The organism is Streptomyces sp. NPDC059443, from assembly GCF_042750105.1.
GTDB lineage: Bacteria > Actinomycetota > Actinomycetes > Streptomycetales > Streptomycetaceae > Streptomyces.
This window is the reverse complement of record NZ_JBHYVM010000045.1, coordinates 22729-48517: the sequence shown is the minus strand read 5'-3', so window position 1 is coordinate 48517 and position 25789 is coordinate 22729. Positions and strand designations below refer to the sequence as shown.

The 25789-nt window shown below is 71.7% G+C and carries 21 protein-coding genes; 2 read left to right on the top strand and 19 right to left on the bottom strand.

The window, feature by feature from the left end; all coding sequences use genetic code 11:
* Nucleotides 1-174: 174 nt before the first annotated feature.
* On the bottom strand, nt 175-903 hold the full coding sequence (locus ACFXDJ_RS32370) for a 4'-phosphopantetheinyl transferase (protein WP_384656786.1): 729 nt from the start codon (nt 901-903) through the stop codon (nt 175-177).
* 523 nt (nt 904-1426) lie between these two features.
* Here ACFXDJ_RS32370 and ACFXDJ_RS32365 point away from each other — a divergent pair.
* Nucleotides 1427-2272, top strand: coding sequence for a helix-turn-helix domain-containing protein (locus ACFXDJ_RS32365; protein ID WP_384656789.1), 846 nt, complete (start codon nt 1427-1429; stop codon nt 2270-2272).
* Nucleotides 2273-2322: 50 nt separating this feature from the next.
* Here the strand turns inward: ACFXDJ_RS32365 and ACFXDJ_RS32360 are convergent, their stop codons facing one another.
* The 18 genes from ACFXDJ_RS32360 to ACFXDJ_RS32275 all read right to left on the bottom strand — a co-directional run bounded on the left by ACFXDJ_RS32360 (nt 2323) and on the right by ACFXDJ_RS32275 (nt 25069).
* Nucleotides 2323-2517: an acyl-CoA carboxylase subunit epsilon gene (locus ACFXDJ_RS32360; RefSeq protein WP_384656792.1), complete on the bottom strand. Its 195-nt coding sequence runs from the start codon at nt 2515-2517 to the stop codon at nt 2323-2325.
* A 45-nt stretch (nt 2518-2562) separates the two neighbouring features.
* Nucleotides 2563-4164 (bottom strand): acyl-CoA carboxylase subunit beta, encoded by a 1602-nt coding sequence (locus tag ACFXDJ_RS32355; RefSeq protein ID WP_384656795.1) that lies wholly within the window; start codon nt 4162-4164, stop codon nt 2563-2565.
* A gap of 207 nt (nt 4165-4371) precedes the next feature.
* Nucleotides 4372-5019: a maleylpyruvate isomerase family mycothiol-dependent enzyme gene (locus tag ACFXDJ_RS32350; protein WP_384851097.1), complete on the bottom strand. Its 648-nt coding sequence runs from the start codon at nt 5017-5019 to the stop codon at nt 4372-4374.
* 81 nt (nt 5020-5100) lie between these two features.
* On the bottom strand, nt 5101-6081 hold the full coding sequence (locus ACFXDJ_RS32345) for a cytochrome d ubiquinol oxidase subunit II (protein WP_384851095.1): 981 nt from the start codon (nt 6079-6081) through the stop codon (nt 5101-5103).
* Between the two features lie 44 nt (nt 6082-6125).
* Nucleotides 6126-7454, bottom strand: a complete 1329-nt coding sequence (locus ACFXDJ_RS32340; protein ID WP_384656804.1) for a cytochrome ubiquinol oxidase subunit I — start codon at nt 7452-7454, stop codon at nt 6126-6128.
* An 82-nt stretch (nt 7455-7536) separates the two neighbouring features.
* The gene (locus tag ACFXDJ_RS32335; RefSeq protein ID WP_384851093.1) at nt 7537-8418 is read right to left on the bottom strand and encodes a LysR family transcriptional regulator; all 882 of its coding nucleotides are present in this window, start codon (nt 8416-8418) and stop codon (nt 7537-7539) included.
* A 132-nt stretch (nt 8419-8550) separates the two neighbouring features.
* Nucleotides 8551-10302 carry a fatty acyl-AMP ligase gene (locus ACFXDJ_RS32330; RefSeq protein WP_384656809.1) on the bottom strand — a complete coding sequence of 584 codons (1752 nt, stop codon included), beginning with the start codon at nt 10300-10302 and terminating at the stop codon, nt 8551-8553.
* 48 nt (nt 10303-10350) lie between these two features.
* Nucleotides 10351-11595 (bottom strand): crotonyl-CoA carboxylase/reductase, encoded by a 1245-nt coding sequence (gene ccrA / locus ACFXDJ_RS32325; protein WP_384656812.1) that lies wholly within the window; start codon nt 11593-11595, stop codon nt 10351-10353.
* 85 nt (nt 11596-11680) lie between these two features.
* On the bottom strand, nt 11681-14083 hold the full coding sequence (locus ACFXDJ_RS32320; RefSeq protein WP_384851091.1) for an acyltransferase domain-containing protein: 2403 nt from the start codon (nt 14081-14083) through the stop codon (nt 11681-11683).
* A gap of 49 nt (nt 14084-14132) precedes the next feature.
* A complete protein-coding gene (locus ACFXDJ_RS32315; RefSeq protein WP_384851089.1) occupies nt 14133-15188 on the bottom strand; it encodes an aldo/keto reductase in 1056 nt (351 codons plus the stop codon).
* Between the two features lie 9 nt (nt 15189-15197).
* Nucleotides 15198-15992 carry a thioesterase II family protein gene (locus tag ACFXDJ_RS32310; RefSeq protein WP_384662356.1) on the bottom strand — a complete coding sequence of 265 codons (795 nt, stop codon included), beginning with the start codon at nt 15990-15992 and terminating at the stop codon, nt 15198-15200.
* Nucleotides 15989-18775 (bottom strand): type I polyketide synthase, encoded by a 2787-nt coding sequence (locus ACFXDJ_RS32305; RefSeq protein WP_384851087.1) that lies wholly within the window; start codon nt 18773-18775, stop codon nt 15989-15991. Before ACFXDJ_RS32305 ends, ACFXDJ_RS32310 begins: the two co-directional genes overlap by 4 nt.
* The gene (locus ACFXDJ_RS32300; RefSeq protein ID WP_384662361.1) at nt 18768-19142 is read right to left on the bottom strand and encodes a phosphopantetheine-binding protein; all 375 of its coding nucleotides are present in this window, start codon (nt 19140-19142) and stop codon (nt 18768-18770) included. The genes ACFXDJ_RS32305 and ACFXDJ_RS32300 overlap by 8 nt, the downstream gene beginning before the upstream one ends.
* Nucleotides 19143-19334: 192 nt before the next feature.
* Nucleotides 19335-20222, bottom strand: coding sequence for a methylenetetrahydrofolate reductase [NAD(P)H] (metF, locus tag ACFXDJ_RS32295; protein WP_384662367.1), 888 nt, complete (start codon nt 20220-20222; stop codon nt 19335-19337).
* Nucleotides 20216-21196 carry a carbohydrate kinase family protein gene (locus tag ACFXDJ_RS32290; protein ID WP_384662364.1) on the bottom strand — a complete coding sequence of 327 codons (981 nt, stop codon included), beginning with the start codon at nt 21194-21196 and terminating at the stop codon, nt 20216-20218. Before ACFXDJ_RS32290 ends, metF begins: the two co-directional genes overlap by 7 nt.
* 37 nt (nt 21197-21233) lie before the next feature.
* Nucleotides 21234-22457 (bottom strand): methionine adenosyltransferase, encoded by a 1224-nt coding sequence (gene metK, locus ACFXDJ_RS32285; RefSeq protein ID WP_384851085.1) that lies wholly within the window; start codon nt 22455-22457, stop codon nt 21234-21236.
* 108 nt (nt 22458-22565) lie between these two features.
* A complete protein-coding gene (locus ACFXDJ_RS32280) occupies nt 22566-23969 on the bottom strand; it encodes an aldehyde dehydrogenase family protein (protein WP_384659564.1) in 1404 nt (467 codons plus the stop codon).
* Nucleotides 23969-25069 carry a phenazine antibiotic biosynthesis protein gene (locus ACFXDJ_RS32275; RefSeq protein WP_384659566.1) on the bottom strand — a complete coding sequence of 367 codons (1101 nt, stop codon included), beginning with the start codon at nt 25067-25069 and terminating at the stop codon, nt 23969-23971. The genes ACFXDJ_RS32280 and ACFXDJ_RS32275 overlap by 1 nt, the downstream gene beginning before the upstream one ends.
* Nucleotides 25070-25272: 203 nt before the next feature.
* Here ACFXDJ_RS32275 and ACFXDJ_RS32270 point away from each other — a divergent pair, with 203 nt between their 5' ends.
* Nucleotides 25273-25665: a hypothetical protein gene (locus tag ACFXDJ_RS32270; RefSeq protein ID WP_384659568.1), complete on the top strand. Its 393-nt coding sequence runs from the start codon at nt 25273-25275 to the stop codon at nt 25663-25665.
* Nucleotides 25666-25789 lie beyond the last annotated feature (124 nt).

Below are 25789 nucleotides of genomic sequence, written 5' to 3'. Positions count from 1 at the left end.
CGCACACGGGGTCACGCGGCCCCGCCCTGCGTCAGGTCCCCGATTCGGGGGAAGGTGCGGTCGGCGGCGAGCCGTTCGCGCCGCTGCCCCGTTCGGCAGCCGCGCGTCGTGCCCCGGGGAGGTCACGCGTCCCCTGATCGGCCTCCCCAGCCTGCTGTCCGGGCCGCACCCGTGTCATCGCCCAGATTGCTCACCTGATCGGTACGCATCGCGCGTGGCCGGGTGGGTTCCGACGCGGGCGGCGGGGCCTGCGATGGCCACGGCGGTGAGGGCGAGGCCCGTCCGGACCGCCCAACGGCCGCTGAACTCAACGGGAAACCGGCGTTCCGCCGGCGTGCGCGGCGAGACCAGCAACCGCGCCGTGAAGGTGCCGCGCACCGGGTCGAACGCGAGCACCACATCGGTGAATTCCAGCCACCGACCGGTCAGGGGGTACCACGCCTTGTAGACCGACTCCTTGGCACTGAACAACAGGCGGTCCCAGTGGATCCGCGGGTGGGCCGCTTCCAGGTCGGCGAGGGCGGCCCGTTCACTACCGAGGGTGATGGCCTTCCGTACGTCGCCAGGGAGCGCCGCGTGCGGTTCGGCGTCGATGCCGAGCGCCAGGAGGTCCCGGCGCCAGGCGACGGCCGCAGCCCGGTACCCGGCGCAGTGGGTCATGCTCCCCACCGTGCCCTCGGGCCAGCGCGGAGCGCCCCCCTCCGTCCTTGATATGGGGCCGGGCAGGACACCGAGCAGGCCGAGCGCCTGCCGGGCGCAGTGCCTGCCGGTGGCGAACTCCTGCCGCCGCAGGGGGGCCATGCGGCGCACGAGAGCGAGCTCCTCCGGGTAGAGGTCGGCGTACGGCAGGTCCCCCGCCGCGGCGGCGGCGGCCGCCGCGGACGGCAACAGTTCCTCGATCACAGGGCGCCCATTCTCGCGGTGTTGCGTTCAAATGAAATTTCAACAACATCGCAGAACCTGCGCATCTGCCCGGAACATGTTGTCAGTTGCCTCAAAGCGGCTCGTGTGCGAGGCTCAAACCCGTCGTGACAGATTGCAACGGGGGTTGCCACGTGTCCAAGGATGAACACAGTCGCATGCAAGACCGACTTCGGCGCGGTGAGCCGTATAACCGGGCGACATTGATTCGCCGCACATTCCCTGGTTGACCAACCAGTTTCCTCAACAGCCGGCCCGCCTAGCGGGAGCGCCGACAGGCCCTCCGAGCCGGCTGATCTTACGGGCCGTCAGCCCCGCGAGCAGGTGCGCAGCACACCCGTGCGGTACCTCGCTCCCTCAATAGCACCCACGGCGAGCCTCGCTCCGCCCTCATACGGGTGCACTTTTGTGATGCCGTTTCACGTCTCTGCGGGACACACGGCGCACTGGCGGCTGCCCACCCATGTATTACCGTCGTCGACCAGATCCAGGGAGTGCGTGATTCATGGAGCATCTTACTCGCCGCGCCATCACGACCATTCGCGAAAATTACCACGAGCCGCTCGTGCTTGATGATTTGGCCCGGTCGGTGATGATGAGCAAATTCTATTTCATCAGGGTTTTCCAACGCACCACGGGTGTGACGCCCGGCCGTTTCCTGAGCGCCGTCCGCCTGCACGAGGCCAAGTCGCTCCTGGTGCACAGCTCCTCGAATGTGGCCGACATTTCGGCGCGAGTGGGGTACAGCAGCCCCAGCACCTTCTCGCGGCGCTTCACGGCCTCGGTCGGCCTCTCCCCCACCCAGTACCGGCGGATCGGCCGGGGCGGCACGGGCGAGGGTCCCCGCATCACACCTTTCGCCGTCGAGCGCGGGCCGCTCGGATCCGTGTCGGGGACGGCCCGCGTGCTGGGAAGCTCGCGATCGCCCCTGCACATCGGCCTGTTCGACAGCCCGATCCTCCAGGGGCAGCCCGCGGCCTGGACGAAGCTCGACGGGAGCGGGCCCTTCCAAGTGACAGACGTGCCGCCGGGCACCTGGTACCTGCACGCTGTGACGCTCGGGGCCCGGACCTTGAGCGATCAGTGGGGGGACTCCCCCCTGCTCGTGGGGACGGTGGGCCCCGTGGACATCGCCGCCGACGACCGCACCCGCGTCGACGTGGTCCTGCGGCAGGAGGACTGGACCCGGCCGCCGGTGCTGCTCGCCCTCCCCGGCTTCGGGTCGTGGCCCGCCCGGCCGCGTACCGCGGACACCGCCCGCCCGGCTGGCCCGCACCGCGGCCACGCTGGCGCCGGGTACCGCACCCCGCGCCAGCGTACGGCGGCGGACCGGAGGCTCGTCGGCGTGTGAGGCCCACCGGCCGTGGCGCGGGCCGAACCCGACCCGGGCCACGGCCCGGTTCAGCCCCGCCAACTGTGCGCGGCCTGGAAACCCCTGCTGCACCAGCCTGCCTTGTGGGGCCGCTCGCCCGGGTCGGCGGCGGCGGCCCGGGCCGCCGCGCAGGCCATCAGGACCGCGGTGATGGCCGCGACCTCTTCGGGTCCGGCGTGGCCCTTCTCTACTCGCAGAACGCCCTCGACGGCGGTCGTGCTCATGGACGGATCGCTCCTCTCGTCTCTCGTCTGCGTTGAACCGGCGCTCTACTGCGGCGGGTTGCCGTGCTTGCGGGACGGCAGATCGGCGTGCTTGTTGCGGAGCATCGAGAGGGCGCTGACGAGCACCTCGCGGGTCTCCGCGGGGTCGATGACGTCGTCGACGAGGCCGCGCTCGGCCGCGTAGTACGGGTGCATCAGTTCGGCCTTGTACTCCTTGACCATGCGCGCGCGCATCGCCTCGGGGTCTTCGGCATCCGCGATCTGCTTGCGGAAGATGACGTTGGCGGCGCCCTCGGCACCCATCACGGCGATCTCGTTGGTGGGCCAGGCATAGGTGAGGTCCGCACCGATGGACTGCGAGTCCATCACGATGTAGGCACCGCCGTAGGCCTTGCGCAGGATCAGCGAGATCCTCGGCACCGTCGCGTTGCAGTACGCGTACAGGAGCTTGGCACCGTGGCGGATGATGCCGCCGTGCTCCTGGTCGACGCCCGGCAGGAAGCCGGGGACGTCCAGGAGGGTGATGATCGGAATGTTGAAGGCGTCGCAGAGCTGGACGAAGCGCGCCGCCTTCTCGGAGGCGTGGATGTCCAGGACGCCCGCGAGGTGGCCGGGCTGGTTGGCGACGATACCGACGACCTGGCCGTCGAGGCGCGCGAGGGCGCAGATGATGTTGCGGGCCCACCGCTCGTGGATCTCCAGGACGTCGCCTTCGTCGACGAGTTCCTCGATGACCTTGAGCATGTCGTACGGGCGGTTGCCGTCGGCGGGCACCAGGTCCAGCAGGACGTCCGAGCGCCGGTCGGCGGGGTCACTCGTCTCGTGGACCGGGGGGTTCTCACGGTTGTTGGAGGGGAGCATCGTGATGAGGTAGCGGACCTCGGAGATGCAGGTCTCCTCGTCGTCGTACGCGAAGTGCGCGACGCCGGAGGTCTCGGCGTGCACGTCCGCGCCGCCGAGGCCGTTCTGGGTGATCTCCTCGCCGGTCACCGCGCGGACCACGTCCGGGCCGGTGATGAACATCTGCGAGGTCTCGCGGACCATGAAGACGAAATCGGTCAGCGCCGGGGAGTACGCGGCGCCACCGGCGCAGGGGCCGAGCATCACCGAGATCTGCGGGATGACGCCCGAGGCCTTGGTGTTGCGCTGGAAGATCCCGCCGTAGCCGGCCAGCGCGGAGACACCCTCCTGGATACGGGCGCCCGCGCCATCGTTGAGGGAGACCAGCGGGGCACCGGCCGCGATGGCCATGTCCATGATCTTGTGGATCTTCGTGGCATGGGCCTCGCCCAGCGCGCCACCGAAGATCCGGAAGTCGTGCGCGTAGACGAAGACCGTGCGGCCCTCGACCGTGCCCCAGCCGGTGATGACACCATCGGTGTAGGGCTTCTTGGCTTCCAGGCCGAACCCCGTCGCACGGTGGCGACGAAGCTGCTCGACCTCCTTGAAGGAACCTTCGTCCAGCAGCAGCGCGATGCGCTCACGGGCGGTGAGCTTGCCCTTGGCGTGCTGCGCTTCGGTCGCCCGCTCGCTCGGCCCGCGCCGCGCCTGCTCACGCAGGTCATGCAATTCGGCCACGCGCCCACGGCTTCCGGATCCAGGAAACTTCGAAAGTTCCGGAATTCCAGCCGATATCCCTGTACTCATCGAGACCCCCCTGGTCGCGCACACCCCGCACGCTCATTGCATTCATCACGCTACACGCCGCACACACGCGGAAAAACCCCTATTCCCGAACCCCGCGATTTACCGGGACTTAATAGTGGTCCCTCTATTCCGGGCAGGCCGGAGGCGGGCATGCAAAAGGGCCGCCGGGCTGATAGCCGGGCGGCCCTAGGGGAGGTTGAGCGTCGATCAGGTCAGGGTGAAACGGTCCGCCTCCGGCCCGTGGAGCCGGCCCTTGGGAAGCCTGCGGCCGAAGGTGAGGAGCAGGAGGTCCTGTGCGGCGCCGGTGACCGGCGATCCGCTGCCGAAGGTCCAGTCGAGGTCGTCGGCGCGCAGTTGCACACCGTCGAGCTGGGCGCCGAAGAACTTGAAGGATTTGGGGTCGACGGCGTCCAGCAGGATGCGGAGCCGGTCCTCGGGGACCGCACGGTCGACGCCGATGGGGACCGTGATGTCGAGGCCGTGGACGACGTCGTGGGCGAGCGCCGCGACGATGCCGCCGACCGGCGGCTTCCAGGGATGGGTGGCGTTGTCCCGGAGGAAGGCCGCGAGCTCCCCGGTGGAGAACTCGGCCGTGTCCTTGCGCGCGCAGCGGTCGGTCATGCGGTTCAGGCTGCCGCGGGCCTTGACGAGCTCCTTGGCCACGCGGGGAATGGAGTACCGAAACCCCAGCGACATGTGGGCGACGACTTCCCGGACCCGCCAACCGGAGCAGAGGGACGGTTCGTCCCATTTCCCTGCGGGCAGCTCGTCGAATACGGTCGCGAGTTCGCGGCGTTCGGCCGCTATCGCCCCGCGGACCACGGATTCCGGATGTGCGTGTGACACGTTACCCATGAACTCACCTTACCGGTCTGTTTGCAGAGGGCCCTAGAAGGATCCGTTATATGTGACCATGCCGGTCTCCATGGCCGCGACTCACCGCCGATTTCCCGCACCCGCGAAAACCCGCCAGAACCACAGCTGGCCCAGGGCCACCAGGACCAGCGCCGGGAGCACGATCGCGGTCATCAGCGCGAGGGAGGCGGAGTCGGCGATCGCCTGAGACAGTTCCAGGCTGCCCACGCCCGCACGGGTGGCCAGCACCGTGGTGCCGTTCACCGCGCCGACCAGCGCGGGCAGGGCCACCAGCGGCGCGGCGCCCAGCAGCAGCGCCACGCCGGTACGGCCGGTCGCCTGGACGCGGTCAGAGGCGTATACGCCGACGGCGGCGAGGACCGCGGTGGTGGCCACCGCCACGGGTGCGTCGGTGGCGACCGTGCCGAGGGCCGCGACGAGCAGGGGCAGCACGAGCAGGATCGGGGTCAGCACCCGGGTCAGTCGGCCGAACGCCACCCTCAGCGAGCTGCCTTCCGGCAGGCTGCGGGCGGCGAAGAGCGAGCCCTGGCGCAGGCTGCCGGTGACGGCCAGGGCCGCGCAGAGCAACGTGAAGGGGTGCGTCAGATCGGCCGCTGAGGCCACGGCGTGCCCGTGGGACCCGGTGGACAGGCCCCGGACCAGCATCCCGAGGACGGCGCCCCAGCCGGCCGCGAGGACCAGGCTGGCGGCCGCCAGGACGATGTCCCAGGTCCGGCGCCAGCCGGCGCCCTCGTACGCCGTACGGAACCACAGTGCGGCGTCGCGCAGGAACCACGCGCACAGCACGCCGAGGAAGGGCAGCCGCAGCGCGTGCAGCAGTTCCCCCTCCGCCACGGGCAGGACTCCGAAGAGGAGTCCACCGAAGGCGACCAGCCACACCTCGTTCGCGAGGAAGAGGGGGACGATGGTGCGCCGCATGCGCGCACGGCCGGTCTCCGTGTCGGCGAACGGCATCAGCATCCCAACGCCGAAGTCGAAGCCTTCCAGAGCCAGGTAGCCGGCGAGGAGGAGCCCGACCAGGGCGTACCAAAAGACATCCACGGTTGATTCCCCGTCAGCTCAGCGTACGTACGGTCATGGGAGGGTCAGTAGGAGGGGCGGACGTCCGACTGAGGAGTCCCCCGGTCGCCCTCCCGCAGGACCCTGCGCTCTTCGGCGTCCGGGAAGAGGCCCGTGTCGCCGAGCAGTCCCGCGTCCGGTCCGAGCCGCGCGAAGCGGACCATGAGCACCCAGTCGACGACGGCCAGGGTGGTGAGCACGAGCGTGAAGACGACGAACGACGCGAGCATCCCCCCGCGGGAGACGTCAGCCACGGCGTCGCGGACGGTGAGTTCGCCGGTGACCATCCACGGCTGCCGGCCGACCTCACGGCTGAGCCAGCCGCAGATCAGGGCCAGGAATCCGAGGGGCAGCAGGACCGACGGCAGCCTCAGCCGCAACCGCCGGCGGGCGAGCGACTGGCCCGGCGCTCCGCCACGGGCGGCCGTGGCCGGGATCCAGGCCAGCAAGGCCAGCAGGACGCCGAGGACGAGCATGAGCACGGACGCCCCGCCCACCCACGCGGGCGGCAGCCAGTCGCCGTTGCCGTACCGGGCCGCCGCGGCGGCGCGCACCGCGTCGAGTTCGGCGCCGGTCTGGCCCATCAGCACGGCGTACTTCTCGGGCTGGTAGCCCTTGAGCGCCTCCAGGTGATCGAACCCCGCGATCGCGGTGACGACCGCGCCGCAGCCCGCAAGGACGGAGCCTTGGAGCAGCGTCGGGCGGAAGAAGTCGGTGTCCTGACCGCGGCGCAGGTGGTGTGCGCTGACAGCGGCCATGAGCAGGCCGGCGAGCAGGGACACGGCGCCCGCGATGTGCACGACGGCGTACCAGGTCGCCCCGTTGGTGAGGAGGGCCCCCCAGTCGGTGACGTATGCGGTGCCGCCGCGCATCTCGTATCCGACGGGCTTCTGCATGAAACCGTTGACCACCATGACCCAGAAGGTGGAGGCATACGCGGTGAGGGCGACGCCCCAGATCAGCGCGAGGTGGGCGCGGGGCGGCACGCGGTTGAACCCGAAGGCCCAGAGCCCGAGGAAGGTCGATTCGAGGAAGAACGCGGCGACGCTCTCGACGGCCAGCGGGGCGCCGACGACGTTGCCCATGACGTGGGAGAGGCCGGACCAGTTCAGGCCGAACTGGAACTCCTGGGTGAGTCCGCTGACGATGCCGAGAGCGTAGTTGATGACGTAAAGGCCGCCCCAGAAGCGCACGCGGCGCATGCGGGTGGCTCGCAGGGCGAGTTCCCTGGTGAGGATCGCCCGGGTCTGTGTCAGGGCGACGACCGTGACCAGTCCGAGGGTCAGGGCGACGAACAGGAAATGCAGCGTCGCGGTGACGGCGAACTGGAGTCGCGCGAGGTCAACTACGTTCACGTGGCGCTTTCCGGTGAGGGTGGGAAGGTAGGTGGGGGACCGGCGGGGCGGGCGGTTCGCCGCGACGGGCGGTGGCTCCGAGCTAGCCGAGCTGCGTGCGCGCCCGTGCCACGAGGGCACGGGCCGCCGGACCCATGCGGCCGCTAGGCCGCCAGGCCAGGGCGAGGCCGCCGCGCAGGTGCATGCTGGTGATCTCGACGGGGTGCAGCTGGTCCGGCTGGGAGAGTACGAACCGCTCCGGCAGGATCGCCATCCCCATGCCGCGGGCGGCGAGTTGGGCCAGCACCCGGGGATCGCTGGCCTCGAAGGCCACCCGGGGTTTGATGCCGGCCGCCGCCCAGGCCGCGTCGGACGCGGCGCGCATGGCGCTGCCGCCGGGCAGGCACATCAGCGCGTGGGCCTCGACCTCGTCGGCGGTGATGCTGGTGCGCCCGGCGAGGGGGTGGTCGTGACTCACCGCGCCGACCAGCAACTCGTCGGCGATGACCAGGGTTTCGAGGTCGGCGGGCGGATCGGTGCCAATGCCGATGACGGCGACGTCGATCCGCCCCGCCCGCACGGCCTCGACCAGCTGTTCCGTGCTCCCCTCGCTGAGTGAGATCTCCACGTCGGGGTACTGCTCGCTGAAGTCCGCGACGAGTTCGGGGAGCCGCAGGGAGAGGGAGGACGCGACGGAGCCGAGCGCCACCTGTCCCTGCACGACGCCGGACGCGCTCTCCACGGCGTCGCGCACGCCGTCGACGGCGGCCAGCATCGCGCGCGCGTGCGGCAGTACCGCCGCACCCACACCCGTCAGTTGGATCGTCCGCCCGCCCCGGTCGAGCAGGTCCTGCCCCAGCTCCCGCTCCAGCCGCTTGATCTGCGCACTCACGCAGGGCTGGGTCACGTAGACGCGCGCGGCTGCCTTCGTAAAGCTGGCTTCTTCGGCCACCGCTACGAGGTACTCCAGCTGACGAAGTTCCATGTGGTGATCGTACCGGTGGGCCGGCCCGCAGAGACTTCACATTCGGGACATCCAGGGAACGGCATGTACACGAACCCTCAAGTCCATGTGCGGGGAACGTCAGGCCTCTGTAAAGCCGGTGTCAGATCCGGTTCAAGCCCGGGCGACCGGCACGGCGAGCCGGTTCAACGTCCCGGCCAGGTATTGCTCGCGGCACGGCCGGCGGCGCACCTTGCCGCTGGTGGTCTTGGGCAGGGTGCCGCGGCGGATCAGCACCACATCCGCCACGTCGATGCGGTGGTTCCGGCGAAGCGCCTCCCGCACGGCGTCCGTCACCTCCTGCGCGCTCGCGTAACGGCCCACCCGGCTGTCGCCTTCCACCACCACGACCACGGACTCCTCCGTGCCGTCATCCACCGGGAACGCGGCGGCGGAAGCCGGGCGCAGCAGCGGGTGGCTGCCCTCGACGGAGTGCTCCAGGTCTTGCGGGTAGTGATTGCGGCCCTTGACGATGATCAGGTCCTTCAGACGGCCGGTGATGAAGAGGTCCCCACCGTGTACGAAGCCCATGTCGCCGGTGCGCAGGAAGGGCCCGTCCGCCTCGGCGCCGGGGATGAGCGCCCGGAAGGTTCGCTCGCTCTCCTCCTCGCGCCCGAAGTAGCCCGCCGTCACGCACGGACCGGATACCCATATCTCGCCGACCTCGTCGGACGCCGCCTCCCTGAGGGTGTGCGGGTCGACGATGCGTACCCGGGTGTCCCCGACCGTGTGGCCGACGCTCATGACGGTGCTGGTCACGACGGACGTGCCCGGACCGTCGGTGACCAGGGCCACCCTGCCCCGGCCCAGCGCCTGCGCGTCCAGCACGAGCGGAGCCGGTTCGGCGTCCGGCGGGCTGCCGGCGACCTTCAGCGTGTGCTCCGCCAGGCCGTAGCACGGCGAGAGGGCCCGGCTGTCCAGGCCGCTGGCGGCGAACTTGCCGATGAACTCCGCCATCGTGTGCTCGCGGACCGGCTCGGCACCGTTGGCGGCCATCCGCCAGCGCGAGAGGTCGATGGGCCCGCGCACGCTGTTGCTGCGTACACACAGGTCGTACGCGAAGTTGGGGGCCGAGGAGTGCGTGCCGCCGAACCGGGACACCGCCTCCAGCCAGCGCCCGGGACGGCGGATGAAGGCCTCGGGCCCCATGAGGTACGAGGGTCGGCCCGCCCACAGGGGAAGCACGATGCCTAGCAGGAGGCCCATGTCGTGGAAGAACGGCAGCCAGGAGACGACGGCGCCGTCGTCCTCCATCGGCCACAGGCGGTCCGTCTCCCACGCGTTGAACCAGAAGTTGGCGTGCGTGACCATCACGCCCTTGGGCGTTCCGGTGGAGCCGGAGGTGTACTGCAGCAGGGCCACGTCCGACAGCTCGGGCACCGGCAGCTCGGTCCCGGCGACCGGCGCGGGCAGCTCGTCGGTGGCGACGATCTCCAGGCCGGCCAGTTCGGGCAGTCCGTCGAAGTCGGCGAGGACCTGGTCGCGGACCTCGCGGGTGGTGAGCACCAGCGTGGTCCGCGCGTCGTCGGCGATGGTCCGCACGCGCTGCGCCGCGTGCTGGCGGGTCGGCACCTGGACCGGGGCCCCCTTGAGACCGGCCGCGGTGCAGGCCAGCCACGCCCTGATGAACTCCAGACCGTTGGGGTACATCAGTACGGCGCTGCGCCGCTCGCCGGCCAGCCCGGCGAGGGCGCCGGCCCTCGCCTGCACATCGCCGTGGAGCTGCCCGTAGGTGACCTCCTCGCCGATCTCCTCACCGTTCTGCAGATAGACGTAGGCGACGGTGTCGGGCATCTCGTCGGCCCGCCGGGCCAGCAGGGCGGGCAGCGGCAGCGGGGTGCGTTCTGTCGTGGAATCAGTGGTCATTGCCGTCCGTTCATCAAGGGTGGCAGGTGGGCATCCTCGAAGGGCCGCTCAGGCGAGGTCGGTGAGCCCCGCCCGCGGCGCGTTGATCAGCGCCGCCATGTTGCCGGGGGGCTGGCGGTTCTCGTGCATCAGCTGGTGGGCCTCGCCGATCTCGTCGAGGCTGAACAGCCCGGAGAGGCAGGGGTCGAGCTGCCCGGAGGCCACGAGGTGGATCACCGCGCGGCACTGGGCCGGGTTGAAGCCGTGCGAGCCCTGCAGGCGCTTCTGCCGCATCCACAGGAACCGCAGGTCCACGTCGGCCGCGTAGCCGGAGGTGCCGCCGCAGATGGTGACCATGCCACCGGTGTCGCACAGGTACATGGAGGTCGGGATGGTGTCCTGGCCACTGTGCTCCAGGACGATCTTCGGCGCGCGGCGCTCGCCGAGTGCCTCCCAGTAGGCGCGGCCGAAACCGCGCAGCTCGCGCATCCAGGTGCCGTACGCGGCCGGGTCGTTGAGATCAGGCATCCGGCCCCAGTGGGAGAAGTCGCGGCGGTTGATCGTGCCGACCGCACCGAGGCCGCGGCAGTACTCGGCGCGCTCCTCGCTGGAGACCACCGCGACGGGCAGCCCGCCCGCGTTGCGCACCAGCTGGATGGCCATGGACCCGAGCCCTCCGGCGCCGCCCCAGATGAGCACCGGGTCGCCCGGCTTGACCGTGTGGGGCGCCCAGCCGAACAGCTGGCGGTACGCGGTGGAGCCGGTGAGGATGAAGGAGGCGGCGGACTCCCACGTGAGGTTCTTCGGCTTCGGGTGGCACTGGTAGTCGTTGACGAGCGCGAACTGGGCGAAGGTGCCGTAGTTGGACTCGTACCCCCAGGCCTGCAGGGTGGGCGAGAACGTCGGGTCGCCGCCGAGACGGATGTCCTCCGCGGTCTCGTCCCACTGGCCGCCGGAGAGGACGACCTGGTCGCCCACGGAGACCCCGGCCACGCCCTCGCCGACGGCGAAGACCACACCCGAGCCCTCGGAGCCGCCGATGTGGAAGTCCTCGGGCTCGCCGCGCTTCTGGCGGGCGGCGATGACGTCCAGGGGGTAGCCGAGGCCGGCCCAGACGTTGTTGAAGTTGATGCCGGCCGCCATCACCCAGACGAGTACCTGGCCGCGGCCCGGCCTGGGGGTGTCGATGACCTCGGTGGCGAAGGACTTCTTCGGCTCGCCGAAGCGGTCCTGGCGGATCACGGACGCGTACATCTTCTCCGGAACGGAGCCGAGCGGCGGCATCTCGCCGAGCTCGTACAGGCTCTTCTCCATGGTCACTGCTCTCCTAGTCGTCGTCGACGGTGGCGGGTGGAACGCAAATGCGGGCGTGCGATGGGTGCGGGAGGTGCCCGGCCGGTCAGGCCGCGGGCAGGGGGAACGCGGTGCGTTCGTACGGGTAGCCCGGCAGGGAGGTCCTGCGGGGGGCGCGCAGCGGGTGCAACGCCGCCCACTCGATCTCGACGCCGGCGGCCCACAGCGCGCCTAGCGCCGACAGCAGGACCTTCGGGTCGGGCGTCTCGTCGGTCGGATGCGGCAGGGCCTGCAGGATCGGGTGGTTCCAGCGCAGTTCCGCGTGGCGGCGGGCCAGCGAGGTGAGCGTGGTGCCGGGGCCGACCTCGACGAGGGCGCAGCCCTGCAGGGCGTTCAGCGTCTCCAGGACGTCGTGGTAGCGCACGGCGTGGCGCATGTGCCGGCACCAGTAGCCGGGGGTGCGGATCTCCTCCGGGTCGGCCCAGGTCCCGCTGGTGTCCGAGATCACGCGGATCGCCGGCCGGTGGAACTCGATGTCGGCGAGGAACGCCTCGTACTCGTCGAGCACCGCGTCGACCAGCGAGGAGTGGCCGGCCCCCGGGACCTTCAGCAGGCGCGTCTCCAGCCCCTTGGACGCGTGCTCCTCGACGAACCGCTCCACCGCCTCGCGCGGACCGGAGACGGTCACCTGGTCGGGGCCGCTGATCACGGCGATCCCGACACCCTCGGGGAGCAGCGGCAGCAGCTCGGCCTCGGGCAGCCGTACGGCCGCCATGGCGCCCGGGGCCAGGGTGAGCAGCAGCTCGGTGCGCTTGAGGACCATCCTGACGGCGTCGGGGAAGGAGAACACCCCGGCGATGCAGGCGGCGGCGTACCCGCCGAGGCTGTGGCCGACGACCGCCGCAGGGCGCACACCCCAGCGGATGAAGGCCTTGGCGAGAGCGTACTCCAGTACGAAGACCGCGAGTTGCGCGATCTGGCCATCCGCGACGCAGCGGCGGGCCGCCGCCTCGGCCGCTTCCCCCTCGGGGTCGAAGACGACGCCGATGTCCACGCCGGAGGCGTCCCGGACGTGCGCGACGCACGCGTCCAGATCGGCCCGGAAGCGCGGGTCGAGGCGGTACAGCCCGCGGGCCATGCCGACGTGCTGGCCGCCGTGCCCGGGGAAGGTGAACACCACTGGCGGCGGGCCGCCCGCGGTACTCCCCGCGGACCGCTCCTTGACCTTGACCTTGACTTCGGCGAGCGCGGCGGCCGCCTCGGCGTGGTCGCGGGCCACCGCGAAGCCCCGGTGGGTGTACCGCGTCCGGCCGGTCTGCAGGGTCCAGGCTGCGTCCTGGAGCGCGGCGGCGTCCTCGGCACGGTCCAGGTGGCGGCCGAGCCGCGCCGCCACCGCGGCCAGCGCGGTTGCGGACTTCGCCGAGTACGGGAGCAGCTGCCAGCCGTCCGCGGCGGGCTCGGGCGTGCGGGCGGACGCGGCGGCGGGCTCGGGCGTGCCGGCGGAGACCGCAGCCGGCGCCTGCTCGACGACCGCATGGGCGTGCGTGCCGAAGGGGCCGGAGCCGCTCACCGCGGCACGCCGCGGCACGTCGCCACCGGCCGGCCGGTCCCCTCCGTCGTACACCGCGAGGACGGCCCGTACGAACGCGGCCGCGGCGGGTGCGGTGTCGGTGACGCTCGTCCCGGCGGGGGTGTCCACCGCGACGACCGTGTCCGCGGCGACACCGCTCACCGCGAGGGCGTCGCGGACGATGCGGGCGCGGCCCTCCTCGGCGGACTCCCCGGGTCCCGTCGTGCCGACGGCGGTGCCGCGGACGACGGCGTAGATCCGGTCGCCGCCCTCCAGGGCGGCCCGGAGCGGCTTCAGCACGGCCACCGCGCAGCCGCCGCTCGGGGCGCCGCCCGCGGGGGCGTGCACGGTGACCGACCCGGCCAGGGCGAGGTCGCACTCGCCGCCGAGCAGCGCCTGGACGGCGGTGTGCACCGCGACCAGGGCCGTCGCCCCGGCGGCCTGCACGGAGACGGCGGGGCCGGTCATCCCCAGCTTGTAGGCGACGCGGGAGGCGAGGAAGTCGGCCCCGGTGCCGGCCCGGACCTGCCGGTCGTCGAGGTGGGGCGACCCGACGGCATGGCGGCGCAGCCGCGCCGCGTGGGCCGTGGTGGCGCCGCCCGCGTAGATGCCGACGACCGCCTCGTCGCGGGCCGGATCGTGGGCGGCGTCCTCCAGGGCGTGCTGGGCGCACTCCAGCAGGATGCGCTGCTGCGGGTCGAGGATCGCCGACTCGCGCGGTGAGATGCCGAAGAACCTGTGGTCGAACGCGTCGGCGTCGGCCAGCGGCCCGGCGGTCGCGTCCGACGCGTCGGCCGGCCGGCCCCCGCGGAACGCGTTGAGGTCCGCGGCCTGCCCGAAGCGCGCCGCCATGCCGACGACGGCGACGTGGGCGTCGAGGTCGAAGCCGGGGTCGAAGCTTGGGCAGAGGTCGAGGTCGCCCGGTGCGAGGTCCGTCATGCGGTCCGCCCTTCCCTTTCTCGTCGAAGTCCCGTACACACGCCGGCCGTCAGGCCACGGGAGTGGTCGGGAGGATGAACCGGTCGCCTGAGCGGCCCAGCGCGGCGTCCTGGTGGCCGGCGATCAGCTCGTAGGGCTGGCCGAGTCGGATCGCGCCAGCCTGCTCCAGCCGATCGAACTGGCCGTCGTCGAGGGTGAGCTCCAGCGAGGCCAGGTAGTCGTCGAGCTGGTCGACGGTCCGCGGGCCGATGACGGGCACCAGCGCGGTGGCCGAGCGCGCCGCCCGGGCGCGCAGCCAGGCCATGGCGACCTGTCCGGCGGGGGCGCCCGTCTCCTCGGCGACGGCGAGCACGGCGTCGATGACGGCGGTGCGCTGCTCGGAGTCCTCGACCCGGATGGCCTGGCCCTCCCAGTCGCTGAGGCGGCCGCTGCGGCTCTGCCGGTACTTACCGGTGAGCAGTCCCCCGCCGAGCGGCGACCACAGGGCGGTGCCCAGGCCCAGGGCCTCGGCCATGGGGATCAGCTCGCGGTCCGCACCGCGCTCGGCGAGGCTGTACTCAAACTGGATGCCCACCAGCCGGGTCAGCGAGCGCAGTTCGGCGAGGGTGACGGCTCGGGAGATCCGCCAGGCCGGGAAGTTGGAGAGCCCGGCGTACAGGATCTTGCCGGACCGGACCAGGCCGTCGAGGGCGCCCAGGATCTCCTCGACCGGGGTGACCGAATCGGGCAGGTGGGCCCAGTACACGTCGATGTAGTCGGTGCCGAGCCGCTTGAGGCTGGCCTCGACCGAACTGCGGATGTTCTTGGCGCTGTTGCCCGTGTTGGAGATCCGGGCGCGGCCGGCTCCCAGGGTGAACTTGGTGCTGACCACGAAGTGGTCGCGCTCGGCACCGAGGAACTCCCCGAGGAGCTTCTCCGACTCGCCGATCTGGTAGTTGTCGGCCGAGTCGATGAAGGTGCCGCCGGCCTCGGCGAAGCGGTCGAAGATCTTGCGGGACTCCTCGCGGTTGGCGCCGCCACCCCACAGGGTGCCGAAGTTGGCGGTGCCGAGGGCGTACTCGGAGACGCGCAGGCCCGTGTTGCGGCCGAAGGTGGTGTAACGCATGGCTGTCCCCTAGTTCTCCGTGCTCAGTGCGTCGCCGATGAGGCGCAGGAGCTGGGCCTGCGACTGCGGGTCGCGGAAGTAGAAGTGGCCGCCGGGCAGGAGGTGCGTGGCGAAGGCGCTGCGGGTGTGGGCGGCCCAGTCGAGCTGGCCCGGGTCCTCCTCGTCGCCGGCGAAGGCCGTGATCGGGATGTCCAGCGGGTCCTCGACGACGTACTCGTGGGAGTCGGCGAGTTCGGCGTCCGCACGCAGGTAGCGCAGCGCGAGCCGCTTGAGGTCCGGCTCCTCGTGGACGACCATGGGCAGCGCGCCCCAGCGGCTCTCGATCTGGGCCAGCAACTCGTCGTCCGGCAGCAGGCAGACGCCCTGCCGGGCCGTGAGGGGCGGCGGCTGCATGGAGGACAGCAGCAGGGCGCGGGGCTGACGCAGACCGGCCCGGCGCAGCGCGCGGGTGGTCTCGAACGCGATCAGGGCGCCCAGGCTGTGACCGAAGAAGGCGAAGTCCCGGCGGCCGAAGTCGACCTGCTCGACGAGGTCCGTGACCAGGTCGTCGATCCGCTTGTACGGGGCTTCGTCCTGCCGCGGTGCGCGGCCGGGCAGCTTGACCGCCCAGAGGCGGACTCCGGGCAGGGAGCCGGCCCAGCGGACGAACTCGCCTGCCGAACCGCCCGCGTGGGCGAAGCAATACAGGTCGAGCGTGGTGTCCGTCCTGGGCCTGCGGCCGGAGAGCCAGCGGGCCTGCAGGTCGGCCGCCGTGGCGGCCTCGGGTGCGGGTCCGACGCCGATTGCGGCTCCGGTGCCGTTCATGCGGACTCCTCTTCCGTGTCCTGGTGCGGGTCGGCCAGCTGCTGCTCGATCAGTGCGGCCAGGTCGACCGCCGTCGCGGACTCGAACAGCGCACGCATCTTGATCTCGACCGGGTAGATCTCCCTGAGCTGGGCAAAGAGCTTCACGGCGATGAGGGAGTCACCGCCGAGTTCGAAGAAGTTCTCGTCGGGTTCGATGTCGGGCAGTCCGAGGGCCTCGCCGAACAGCCGCAGCACCACGCCGAGGGGGGTGTCGTCCGCGGGACGGTCCTCGGACTCCGGCCGGCTCCCGCCGGCCTGAGCGCCGCTCAGGGGGGCGGGCTCGTCGTCCGCGGGCCGGTCGTACGCCGCACTGGTCCCGGCGGCGCCGGTTCCGGCAGCGCCGGCGCCGGTGGCCGCATGGGCCTCCTCCGCCGGGTGGCGCACCAGGTACGGGAGCCGCTCGAAGGGGTAGGTGGGCAGCGCGACCTTGGCCCGGCGCTCACCCTCGTGCACGCCCGCCCAAGAGATCCGCGCCCCGGACAGCCACAGGTGCCCGAGTGCGTCGTACAGGGCGGCCAGCGCGTCGCCGGAGGCGTCGGGTGCGGCCAGCCCGGCGAGCACGAGGTGCCCGGGGGTGTGGCGCGGTTGCTGCCCGGCGAGGGTGACCAGGCTGGAGCCGGCGCCCACCTGGAGCAGGATGCGCTCGGGGTCGGCCAGGACCGTGTCCAGCGCGGCGTCCGGGTCGGCCGGCTCGCGCAGCTCACCGGCCCAGCGCTCGGCCTCGATCGGCGTCTGCGTGCCGTACCAGGTGCCATCGCCGAGGACGACAGGGATCCGGTGCGGCTGCGGAGCCAGGGACCGCACCAGCGTGCGCAGTTCGTCGTCGCCGCCGCGGGTCCGGACCGGTTCCGTGATCAGGCGCAGCGCGTCAGCGAGCGGGAAGACTCCCGCGACGACGGCCGCGACCAGCGCGCCGACGCCGGTGCCGTGCACCGCGCCCGGCCGGATGCCCCAGCGCTGCCAGAGCGAGGCCAGGGCGTACTCGAAGGCGAAGACGTAGGTGTCGCGCACCACCGGGTCGTCGGGCCAGGCCAGGCCCCGGGCCACGTCCCGTACCTCGCGGACGAGCCGGTCGTCGGCGCCGTCGAGGGCGGCGCCGAAGGCCTCCCGGAAGGCGGGCTCGGTGGTGTGCAGCCGCCAGGCCTCGGCCGGTCCGATCCGGCCCGGGAAGAGGAACACCACGGGCCGCTCCCGCGGGGGTTCGGCGGAGCGGACCGGCTCCCGGGCCGGGCCGTCGCCCGCGACGGCGAACGCGCGGTACGCGTGCTCGCGCCGGCCCGTCTGGAGGGTCCAGGCGACGTCCGCGGTGGCCGGGGTCGCGGCGCCGGCGAGGTGGTCGTCGAACCGGGCCAGCCGGGTGCGCAGCGCGGACGGGGTGCGCGCGGAGTGCACCAGCAGGTGGGCGCGCCGCTCGGACTCGCGCGCCGGCCGCTGCGGGGCCTCTTCCAGGACCAGATGGGCGTTGACGCCGCCGACCGCGAAGGAGCTCACGCCGGCGCGACGGGGGAAGTCGCCCGGCTCCCAGTCGGTGAGTTCGGTGGCGACCTTGAACGGGCCGGTGGCGAAGTCGATCTGGGGGTTGGGCTCGGTGAAGTGCAGGCTCGGCGGGATCTGCCGCTGGCCGAGAGCCAGGACGGTCTTGACGAAGCCCGCGGCGCCGGCAGCCGCGTCGGCGTGCCCGATGTTGGTCTTCACCGAGCCGATGGCGCAGAAGCCCTGATCGTCGGTGTCGGCCCGGAAGGCCTGGGTGAGGGCCGTGACCTCGATCGGGTCGCCGAGCGGGGTGGCGGTGCCGTGCGCCTCCACGTACGTGATGGTGCGGGCGTCGGTGCCCGCAGTGAGCTGGGCCTCCCGGACCGCGGCGACCTGGCCGGCCACGCTGGGCGCAGTGAAGCCGATCCGGCCCGAGCCGTCGTTGGTCACGGCCGAGCCGCGGACGACGGCGCGGATGTGGTCGCCGTCGGCCAGCGCGTCGGACAGGCGCTTGAGGACGACCACGCCAACTCCGTTGCCGGCGACGGTCCCCTCCCCCTTCGCGTCGAAGGCGCGGCAGACGCCGTCGGGCGCCAGGGTGCCGTCCGGTCCGGTCCACGTGATCTTCTTCGGCGGTACGTGCACGGCGACGCCGCCCGCCAGGGCCATGTCGCAGTCGCCGGCGAGCAGGCCGCGCCCGGCGGTGTGGATGGCCACCAGAGCGGTGGCGCAGGCCGACTGCACGGCGACGGCCGGGCCCCGCAGGCCCAGTCGCTCGGCCGTGCGGGAGACCAGGAAGTCGGGTGCGGTGCCGAGGACGATGTCGTCCTCGGTCACTCCGGCGAGCTGGGCGCGCTGGGCCGTGAGCACCTCCGCGTACCGGGTCTCGGTGGAGCCGCCGTAGACACCGATGGCGCCGGGGAAGCGGTCGGGGTCGGCGCCCGCGTCCTCCAGGGCCGCGGCCGCGCATTCCAGGAAGACCCGGTGCTGCGGGTCGAGCAGGAACGCCTCCTTCGCGGAGTAGCCGAAGTAGTCGGCGTCGAACCACTCGGCGCCGTCCAGCCGGCCGCGTGACGGCACGTAGGTGAGGTCGCCGCCGTCGGGCGCGCCGCCCGGGACGACCTGGGGGGCATCGCGGGTGACCGAGTCGGTCCCGGACGAGAGATTGGCCCAGAATTCATCGATGTCGGCGGCGCCGGGAAAGCGGCCAGCCATTCCGACGACGGCGATGAAGCCGTCGGTGTATTCCTGGGGTTCGCTGTCACTCACCGAATTCTCCGCGGGTGTCCGAGGCATTTCCGCCGAGCTGGGCCCGGCGGTTTCCCAGGCGGTTGAGCCGGCCTGCCGGACGGCGTCGGCCGTCGGCGGCCGCGGCGGGCGTGCCGGTCCCCTCGGTCTCCAGGCGGCGCGCGAGGGAGCGCACGGTCGGGTGCGTGAAGAACTCGATGAGCTCGATGTTCTTCCCGGTGCGCTGGACGACCCGCTCCCGGACCATCTGGAGCAGCAGGGAGTGGCCGCCAAGATCGAAGAAGTTGTCCTCGTCACCCACTGCGGGGACTTCCAGGACCTCACACCAGATCTCGGCGATAACGGCTGCGAATTCTACTTCCCGTGGATTCGCATCGGATGCGTGCACTCCACTCCTCCCCCTTCGGATCGCCGGTTCGGCGTTTCCTTAAAATCATCTACTGCTCCGGGGAAGGTGTCCAATAACTACCTCCCTTGCCGGGCAGAACTGTCGTTTATGGCAATGGGCATGGCACAACAGCACAACCCGGCCGGGGTATTTCGAAAACGAAAATCCCGAGCCGGGTCGCGCTGCTGAGGGTCAGGCGGTGACCGCCTGGGCGGCCATGACGGCGCGGTGGATGTCCAGCGTCGCCATGGACCGGTTCAAGGTGATGTAGTGCAGCCCCGGGGCCCCTTCGGCGAGCAGCCGTTCGGACATGGCGACGGCGTACTCCACACCGATGCGGTGGCCCTCGTCGGGCCGGTCGCGCGCGGCGTCGAGCCGGCGGGCCAGCTCCTCCGGGAAGGCCGCGTTGCTCAGTTCGGCGAAGCGGCGGATCTGCCGCACGTCGGTCGCCGGCATGATCTCCGGGATGATCGGGATGTCACAGCCCGCGGCGGCCACCCGGTCGCGCAACCGCAGGTAGTCCTCGACGTCGAAGAACATCTGCGTGACGGCATAGTCGGCGCCCGCCCGGCACTTGGCCACGAAGTGCCGGATCTCGCCGTCCCAGTCGACGGAGCGCGGATGGCGTTCGGGGAACGCCGCCACACCGACGCTGAACGCCCCGGCCTCCCGTACGAGGGTGACCAGTTCGTGGGCGTAGGTGAACCCGTCCGGGTGCGGCACCCAAGGCCCCCGCGGGTCCCCGGGCGGATCCCCCCGCAGGACCAGGACGTCGCGTACGCCCGCATCCGCGTACTGGCCGATGATGCGGCGCAGTTCGGCGACCGAGTGCCCCACCGCGGTGAGGTGGGCCACCGGACGCAGGGTCGTGTCGGACGCGATCCGCTTCGTCAGTTCCACGGTTCGGTCCCGGGAGGACCCGCCGGCCCCGTACGTGACGGAGACGAAGGTGGGTGCCAGCGGCTCGATCCGCCGGATGGCGTCCCACACGTTGCGGTGGCCGGCCTCCGTCTTGGGCGGGAAGAACTCGAAGGAGAAGGACCGGGTCCCGGAGGCGAGCGTCTCGCGCAGCGTCATGATTCCCGCCCGAGGACCGGCCACAGCTGTTCGGCGGCCGCCGCCCCGTACGCGCCGCGCACGCGCTCCGCCAGGAGGCCCGGGGCGGCCGCGTAGCCCTGGGGGCCGACGGTGTCCAGCACGGACGACGCCACCGCGCAGCCGAGGCGGCAGGCCGCCACCAGCGGCAGGCCGGCCGCGACGGCCGCGAGGAAGCCGGCGCGGAAGCCGTCGCCGGCCCCGGTGGGGTCGGTGACGTGCTCGCACGGGACGGCCGGGACGAGGAGCTCGGGTTCCCCCGCGCGCTCGATCCGTACGCCGCGCTCGCCGAGGGTCGTCACCCAGGTGCCGACGCTCGCGAGGATGTCCTCGCGGGTGCGCCCGGTGCGCTCGGCCAGCAGCGCGGCCTCGTACTCGTTGGTGAACAGCCAGGTGGCGCCGTTCACGAGTTCGGTGGCCTCCTCGCCGGTCAGCCGGGCGAGCTGCTGCGAGGGGTCGGCGGCGAAGGGGATGCCCAGGCCCATGGCCTGCCGGGTGTGGCGGATCATCGCCGCCGGGTCGTTCGCGCAGACCAGGACGAGGTCGGGCCGGTCCTGCGCGGCAGCTGCCGCCAGGTCGATCTCCCGGGCCTCGCTCATCGCGCCCGCGTAGAAGGCGGCGATCTGGTTGCTGTCCTGGTCCGTGATGCAGACGAACCGTGCGGTCTGCACCGTGTCGGACACCCGGACAGCGCCCGTGTCGACGCCGTGCTCCTTGAGCCAGACTTCGTACGGGCCGAAGTCGAGGCCGACGGACCCGACCAGCAGGGGCGTCAGCCCCAGCCGGCCGAGGCCGTAGGCAATATTGGCCGCCACCCCGCCGCGGCGCACCTCCAGGTCGTCGACCAGGAAGGACAACGAGATGTGGGCGAGCTGATCGGGGATCAGCTGGTCGGTGAAACGGCCGGGGAAGGCCATGAGATGGTCGGTCGCGATCGACCCTGACACCGCTATGCGCATCGCTGCGTTGCTCCCGTCGAGTCTCGTCCGTGGCCCGTCAGATGCCCGCGGCCCGGCGCAGGGCGTCGACGCGGTCGGTGCGTTCCCAGGTGAAGTCGGGGAGTTCGCGGCCGAAGTGGCCGTACGCGGCGGTCTGGGCGTAGATCGGGCGCAGCAGGTCGAGGTCGCGGATGATCGCGGCCGGGCGCAGGTCGAAGACCTCGGCAATTGCGTTCTCGATCAGGCTGGTGTCGACGTTGTTGGTGCCGAAGGTCTCGACGAACAGACCCACCGGCTCGGCCTTGCCGATGGCGTACGCGACCTGGACCTCGCAGCGCGAGGCGAGGCCGGCGGCGACGACGTTCTTGGCGACCCAGCGCATGGCGTACGCGGCCGAGCGGTCGACCTTGGACGGGTCCTTGCCGGAGAAGGCGCCGCCGCCGTGGCGGGCCATGCCGCCGTACGTGTCGATGATGATCTTGCGGCCGGTGAGGCCGGCGTCGCCCATCGGGCCGCCGATCTCGAAACGGCCGGTGGGGTTCACCAGCAGCCGGTAACCCTCGGTCTCCAGCTTGATGCCGTCCTCCTGGAGGAGGCGCAGGACGTGCTCGACGACGTGCTCCCGGATGTCCGGGGCCAGCAGGTTCTCCAGGTCGATGTCCGGGGCGTGCTGCGAGGAGACGACGACCGTGTCGAGGCGCACGGCCCGGTCGCCGTCGTACTCGATGGTGACCTGGGTCTTCCCGTCCGGGCGCAGGTACGGGATCGTGCCGTCCTTGCGGACCTCCGACAGACGGCGCGAGAGCCGGTGCGCCAGGTGGATCGGGAGCGGCATCAGCTCCGGGGTCTCGTCCGAGGCGTAGCCGAACATGAGGCCCTGGTCGCCCGCGCCCTGCTTGTCGAGCTCGTCTCCTTCCTCACCTGCGGCGGCACCCTCCACCCGGGTCTCGTACGCGGTGTCGACGCCCTGGGCGATGTCCGGGGACTGGGCGCCGATGGAGACCTCGACCCCGCAGGACGCTCCGTCGAAGCCCTTGGCCGAGGAGTCGTAGCCGATCTCCAGGACCTTGGTGCGGATCAGCGTCGGGATGTCGGCGTACGCCTTGGTCGTCACCTCGCCGGCGACGTGGACCAGACCGGTCGTGATCAGGGTCTCCACGGCGACGCGCGAGGTGGGGTCCTGGCGCAGGAGCTCGTCGAGGATGGAGTCGCTGATCTGGTCAGCGATCTTGTCGGGGTGACCTTCGGTCACGGACTCCGAGGTGAACAGGCGGCGGGACACATCGCTCCCTGGGTTTGCAGCGGCTGCTGGCTGGACATTGCTCCGGCCGCCGGGAGGGCGGACCGTGTGTGCGTCGGCGGTCTGCTTGCGTGGGCTTGTGCTTCGGCTTCAGACGCGGACGACGGTCTTGCTTCGCATCAGGAACTCGCCCAGGTAGCCGTCGTGCGGCAGACCGGGGCGGTGCCAGTGGGTGGCATGGCTTCCGACGTGCAGGTTGCTGATCGTCGGTTCGTCGATCAGCGCCTGTACGAGGTGCTCGTCTTCGGTGACGACGGTCAGGACCAGGGTGTCGCGCAGCGGCTCGACGTCGTCCGCGCGGCTCCACGGCCCGACCCACACGCAGGGGAAGGGGACTTCGGCGGAGAGCTGGGGGGCGTCGGCAGAGTCGACCTGATGGACGGCCGGACGCAGTACGGCGCTGCCGTCGCCGAGCTCGTCGACGAACCCGGTGCCGCCGAGCCAGGCGCGGGTGCCCTGGGCCCGGTCGAGCACGAACTTCTCCAGTGCGCGCGCCGCCTTGGTGTTCTGCACCGGCAGGACGGCCTTCTCGTCGTACGGCGGCAGGCTGGGCAGTGCGGCCAGCCGTTCGGCGATCGCGCCCGCGAGCGGGGCCGGGTCGCCCTCGACCAGCACGGCGGTGGCGTTGACGCAGCCACTGCCGGCGTGCCGGGTCACCGAGTCGACGATCATGTCGAGGTGGTCGCGCCAGTCGGTGTCCGCGGTCAGCAGGATCTTCGAGCGGCCCGGCTGGAGGGAGAGCACTCCGGGATCGTCGGCGTACTGGCGGATCACCTCGTCCCCGCCGTAGGCGAGGTCCGCGCCCCGCACGATGGCGTCGGCCGCCTCGTGGCCGCAGGGCAGCAGGACGACGTGGTCGCCGCCGAACCCGGCCTCGCGCAGGGCGAGGACCAGGCGGTGCGCGGTGAACGGCTCGCGGGCGGCGGGGCGGACGACGACCCGGTAGCCCAGGGCCAGCGCCTCCGGCCAGAACCCGTGCGTGCCGGGGTGGTTGCCGGGGACGTGGACGGCAAGCACCTCGCCGCGCCGGGTCCACACGGCCTGGGAGGTGTGCACCAGCGGGTCGCGCCAGTCGGGCACCGCTCCGGCGGGCCGGGCGAGCTGGGCGCTGCGGTAGGAGTTCGCGACCCGCTCGGCGCAGGTCGCGGTGGCGACCCGGATGACCTCGATGGGCAGGCCGGAGACGCGACTGACGGCCGCCTCGTACTCCTGTACGGTCAGCCCGCCGAGCGTCGCCGTGCGGAACAGCTCGGCGGCACGGGCCAGGGCCCCGGCCCGCTCGGCGGCGGGCAGCGGGGTCGCGGCGTGCAGGGCCTTCATCGCCCGGTTGACGTAGAGCGCGGGCACCAGGCTCATCTCGGCCATGACCGCGCCGGTCACGTCGGTGATCTCCTGGCGGTTGTGGGCGCGGTACGGGCCGGCCGGGCCCAGAGCGTCCAGTACGGGCGTCTCGTGGGCCTGCCCGTCCTGCCCCTTCGGCTGCTCCGCGGCCATCAGTAGACCCCCTCGATGACGACCTCGTCGTCGAAGCGGGCGACCGGGGCGATGCCCGCGGCCGAGTCGCCGACGCGGCCCTCGGGCGCGGCCACCCTGATCGCGGTGTCGCGCTCCAGGTTGTTGGGCAGCAGCAGGGCCTTGCTGACGTGGTGCATCACGACCTGGCCGCGCTCCCCGTACGCCACCGGCTCACGGGTGGCGGGGTCCACGACCTGGAAGGTGATGTACGGCGAGAAGGTGTCGAACACGCACGGCGCACCGAGCGGGGTGCCGTGGCGCTGACCGGCGATCCCGAGGATCATCGTGCTGCCGTAGTGCCCGTAGAGGGTGGTCTCGGGGAAGATCTCGGTGCGGTAGAGGGCCTCGGTGTCGGGGTCCATCTGGGTGCCGCCCCAGCGGATGGCCTTCACCTTCCGGTTGACGAGCTCGACGAGCTCCTCGTGCTGGGCGATGCGCTCCAGCAGCGGCGGGGTCACGGTCATCACACCGATGTCCTGGGTGCGCAGGACGTGGGCGGCCTGGTCGATGACGTGCTCGGCGTAGGCATCGGCCTGGCTTCCCTTGCCGTCCGCGATCAGGCGCTTGACCCAGCGCGGGTCGAGGTCGACCTGGAAGGCGTACCGGCCGTGGGTGCGGGCCGAGCGCCGGAAGATCTCGCCGACGACGTGGGGACCGGACGGGGTGATCCCCAGCCAGTCGACGCCGCGCGGGAAGCCGTGCACGTCGAGGTTGGCGTTGCTCCAACCGACCAGCTTCTCCAGCCAGTCGGCCGGGCAGACCACCCGCTTGGGCGCGCCGGTGGTGCCGCCGCTCTCGAAGACGCCGACGACGTCGGGGCGTTCACCGTAGCCGCGCGGCACCAGGTCGGCCGCGGGCACGTCCCGCAGCTCGTTGGCGACGTTCGGGAAGAGGGTCAGGTCGGCGTGGCCCTTGACGTCCGACAGGGGGTTGAAGTCGAGGGTCTCGGCCCGCTTCAGCCAGAACGGCGATCCGGTCTCCGGGCTGAAGTGCCACTCCATCGCCGCCCGCACCAGCTCGTCGGGGTCCGGATCCGCGTCGTACGGCAGGTCCAGGATCGACAGATCGGTTGGCGCCACTCGTCCTCCAATGTCAACAGCCGGCTCGGCGAAGCCGGTCGGTCTCCCGTACCGGGTCCCCGCCAGCCGTGCCCGATGTCCCCCATTCGATCACCAGCCCGCCGCCCACGCCTGAGTATTGACTACTCAATTCGCTTTATTCACTGGTGCTTTGATTGAGTACCGCCCACGAGACGGCGGCCATCACCCTCTAGGATGGCGCCATGAAGGCAATGATCGCGTGGTGGGACCTCACTGATGCGCAAGCGACCGCAGGAACGCTCCGGGATTTCATCCGAGAGGAGTCGGAGCACTGGACGGGCATTCCGGGTCTGCTCCTGAAGATCTGGCTGTCGGACCCGGCGACGGGCCGCTGGGGCGCCCTGATGCTGTGGGAGTCGGAAGATGCCGCCCGAGCTGCGGTGTTGCCCCGTAGCCCGGCCGAACTCATCGGCCATCCGGTGGACTTCCGGGCCTGGTTCGACGTGGAGGCGACCGCTGAGGGAGTGCATTCCCTGGACTCTCTGGGGGGTCTCGGAGCAGCCCTGGACGGGCTCGTTTCCACTGGCTCCGAGGAACGTTCCGAGGAATCCTTCGCGGAATCCTCCACGAAATAAGGACATGCCGAAGCGGGGGGGGGGGGGGGGGGCGGGGGGGGGCGGCCCCCGGCGGGGCGGGGGCGGGGGGGGGGTGGGGCAGCGCGGGCGGGGGGGGATTGTTAGAGGTAGGAGTGAGGTTGAG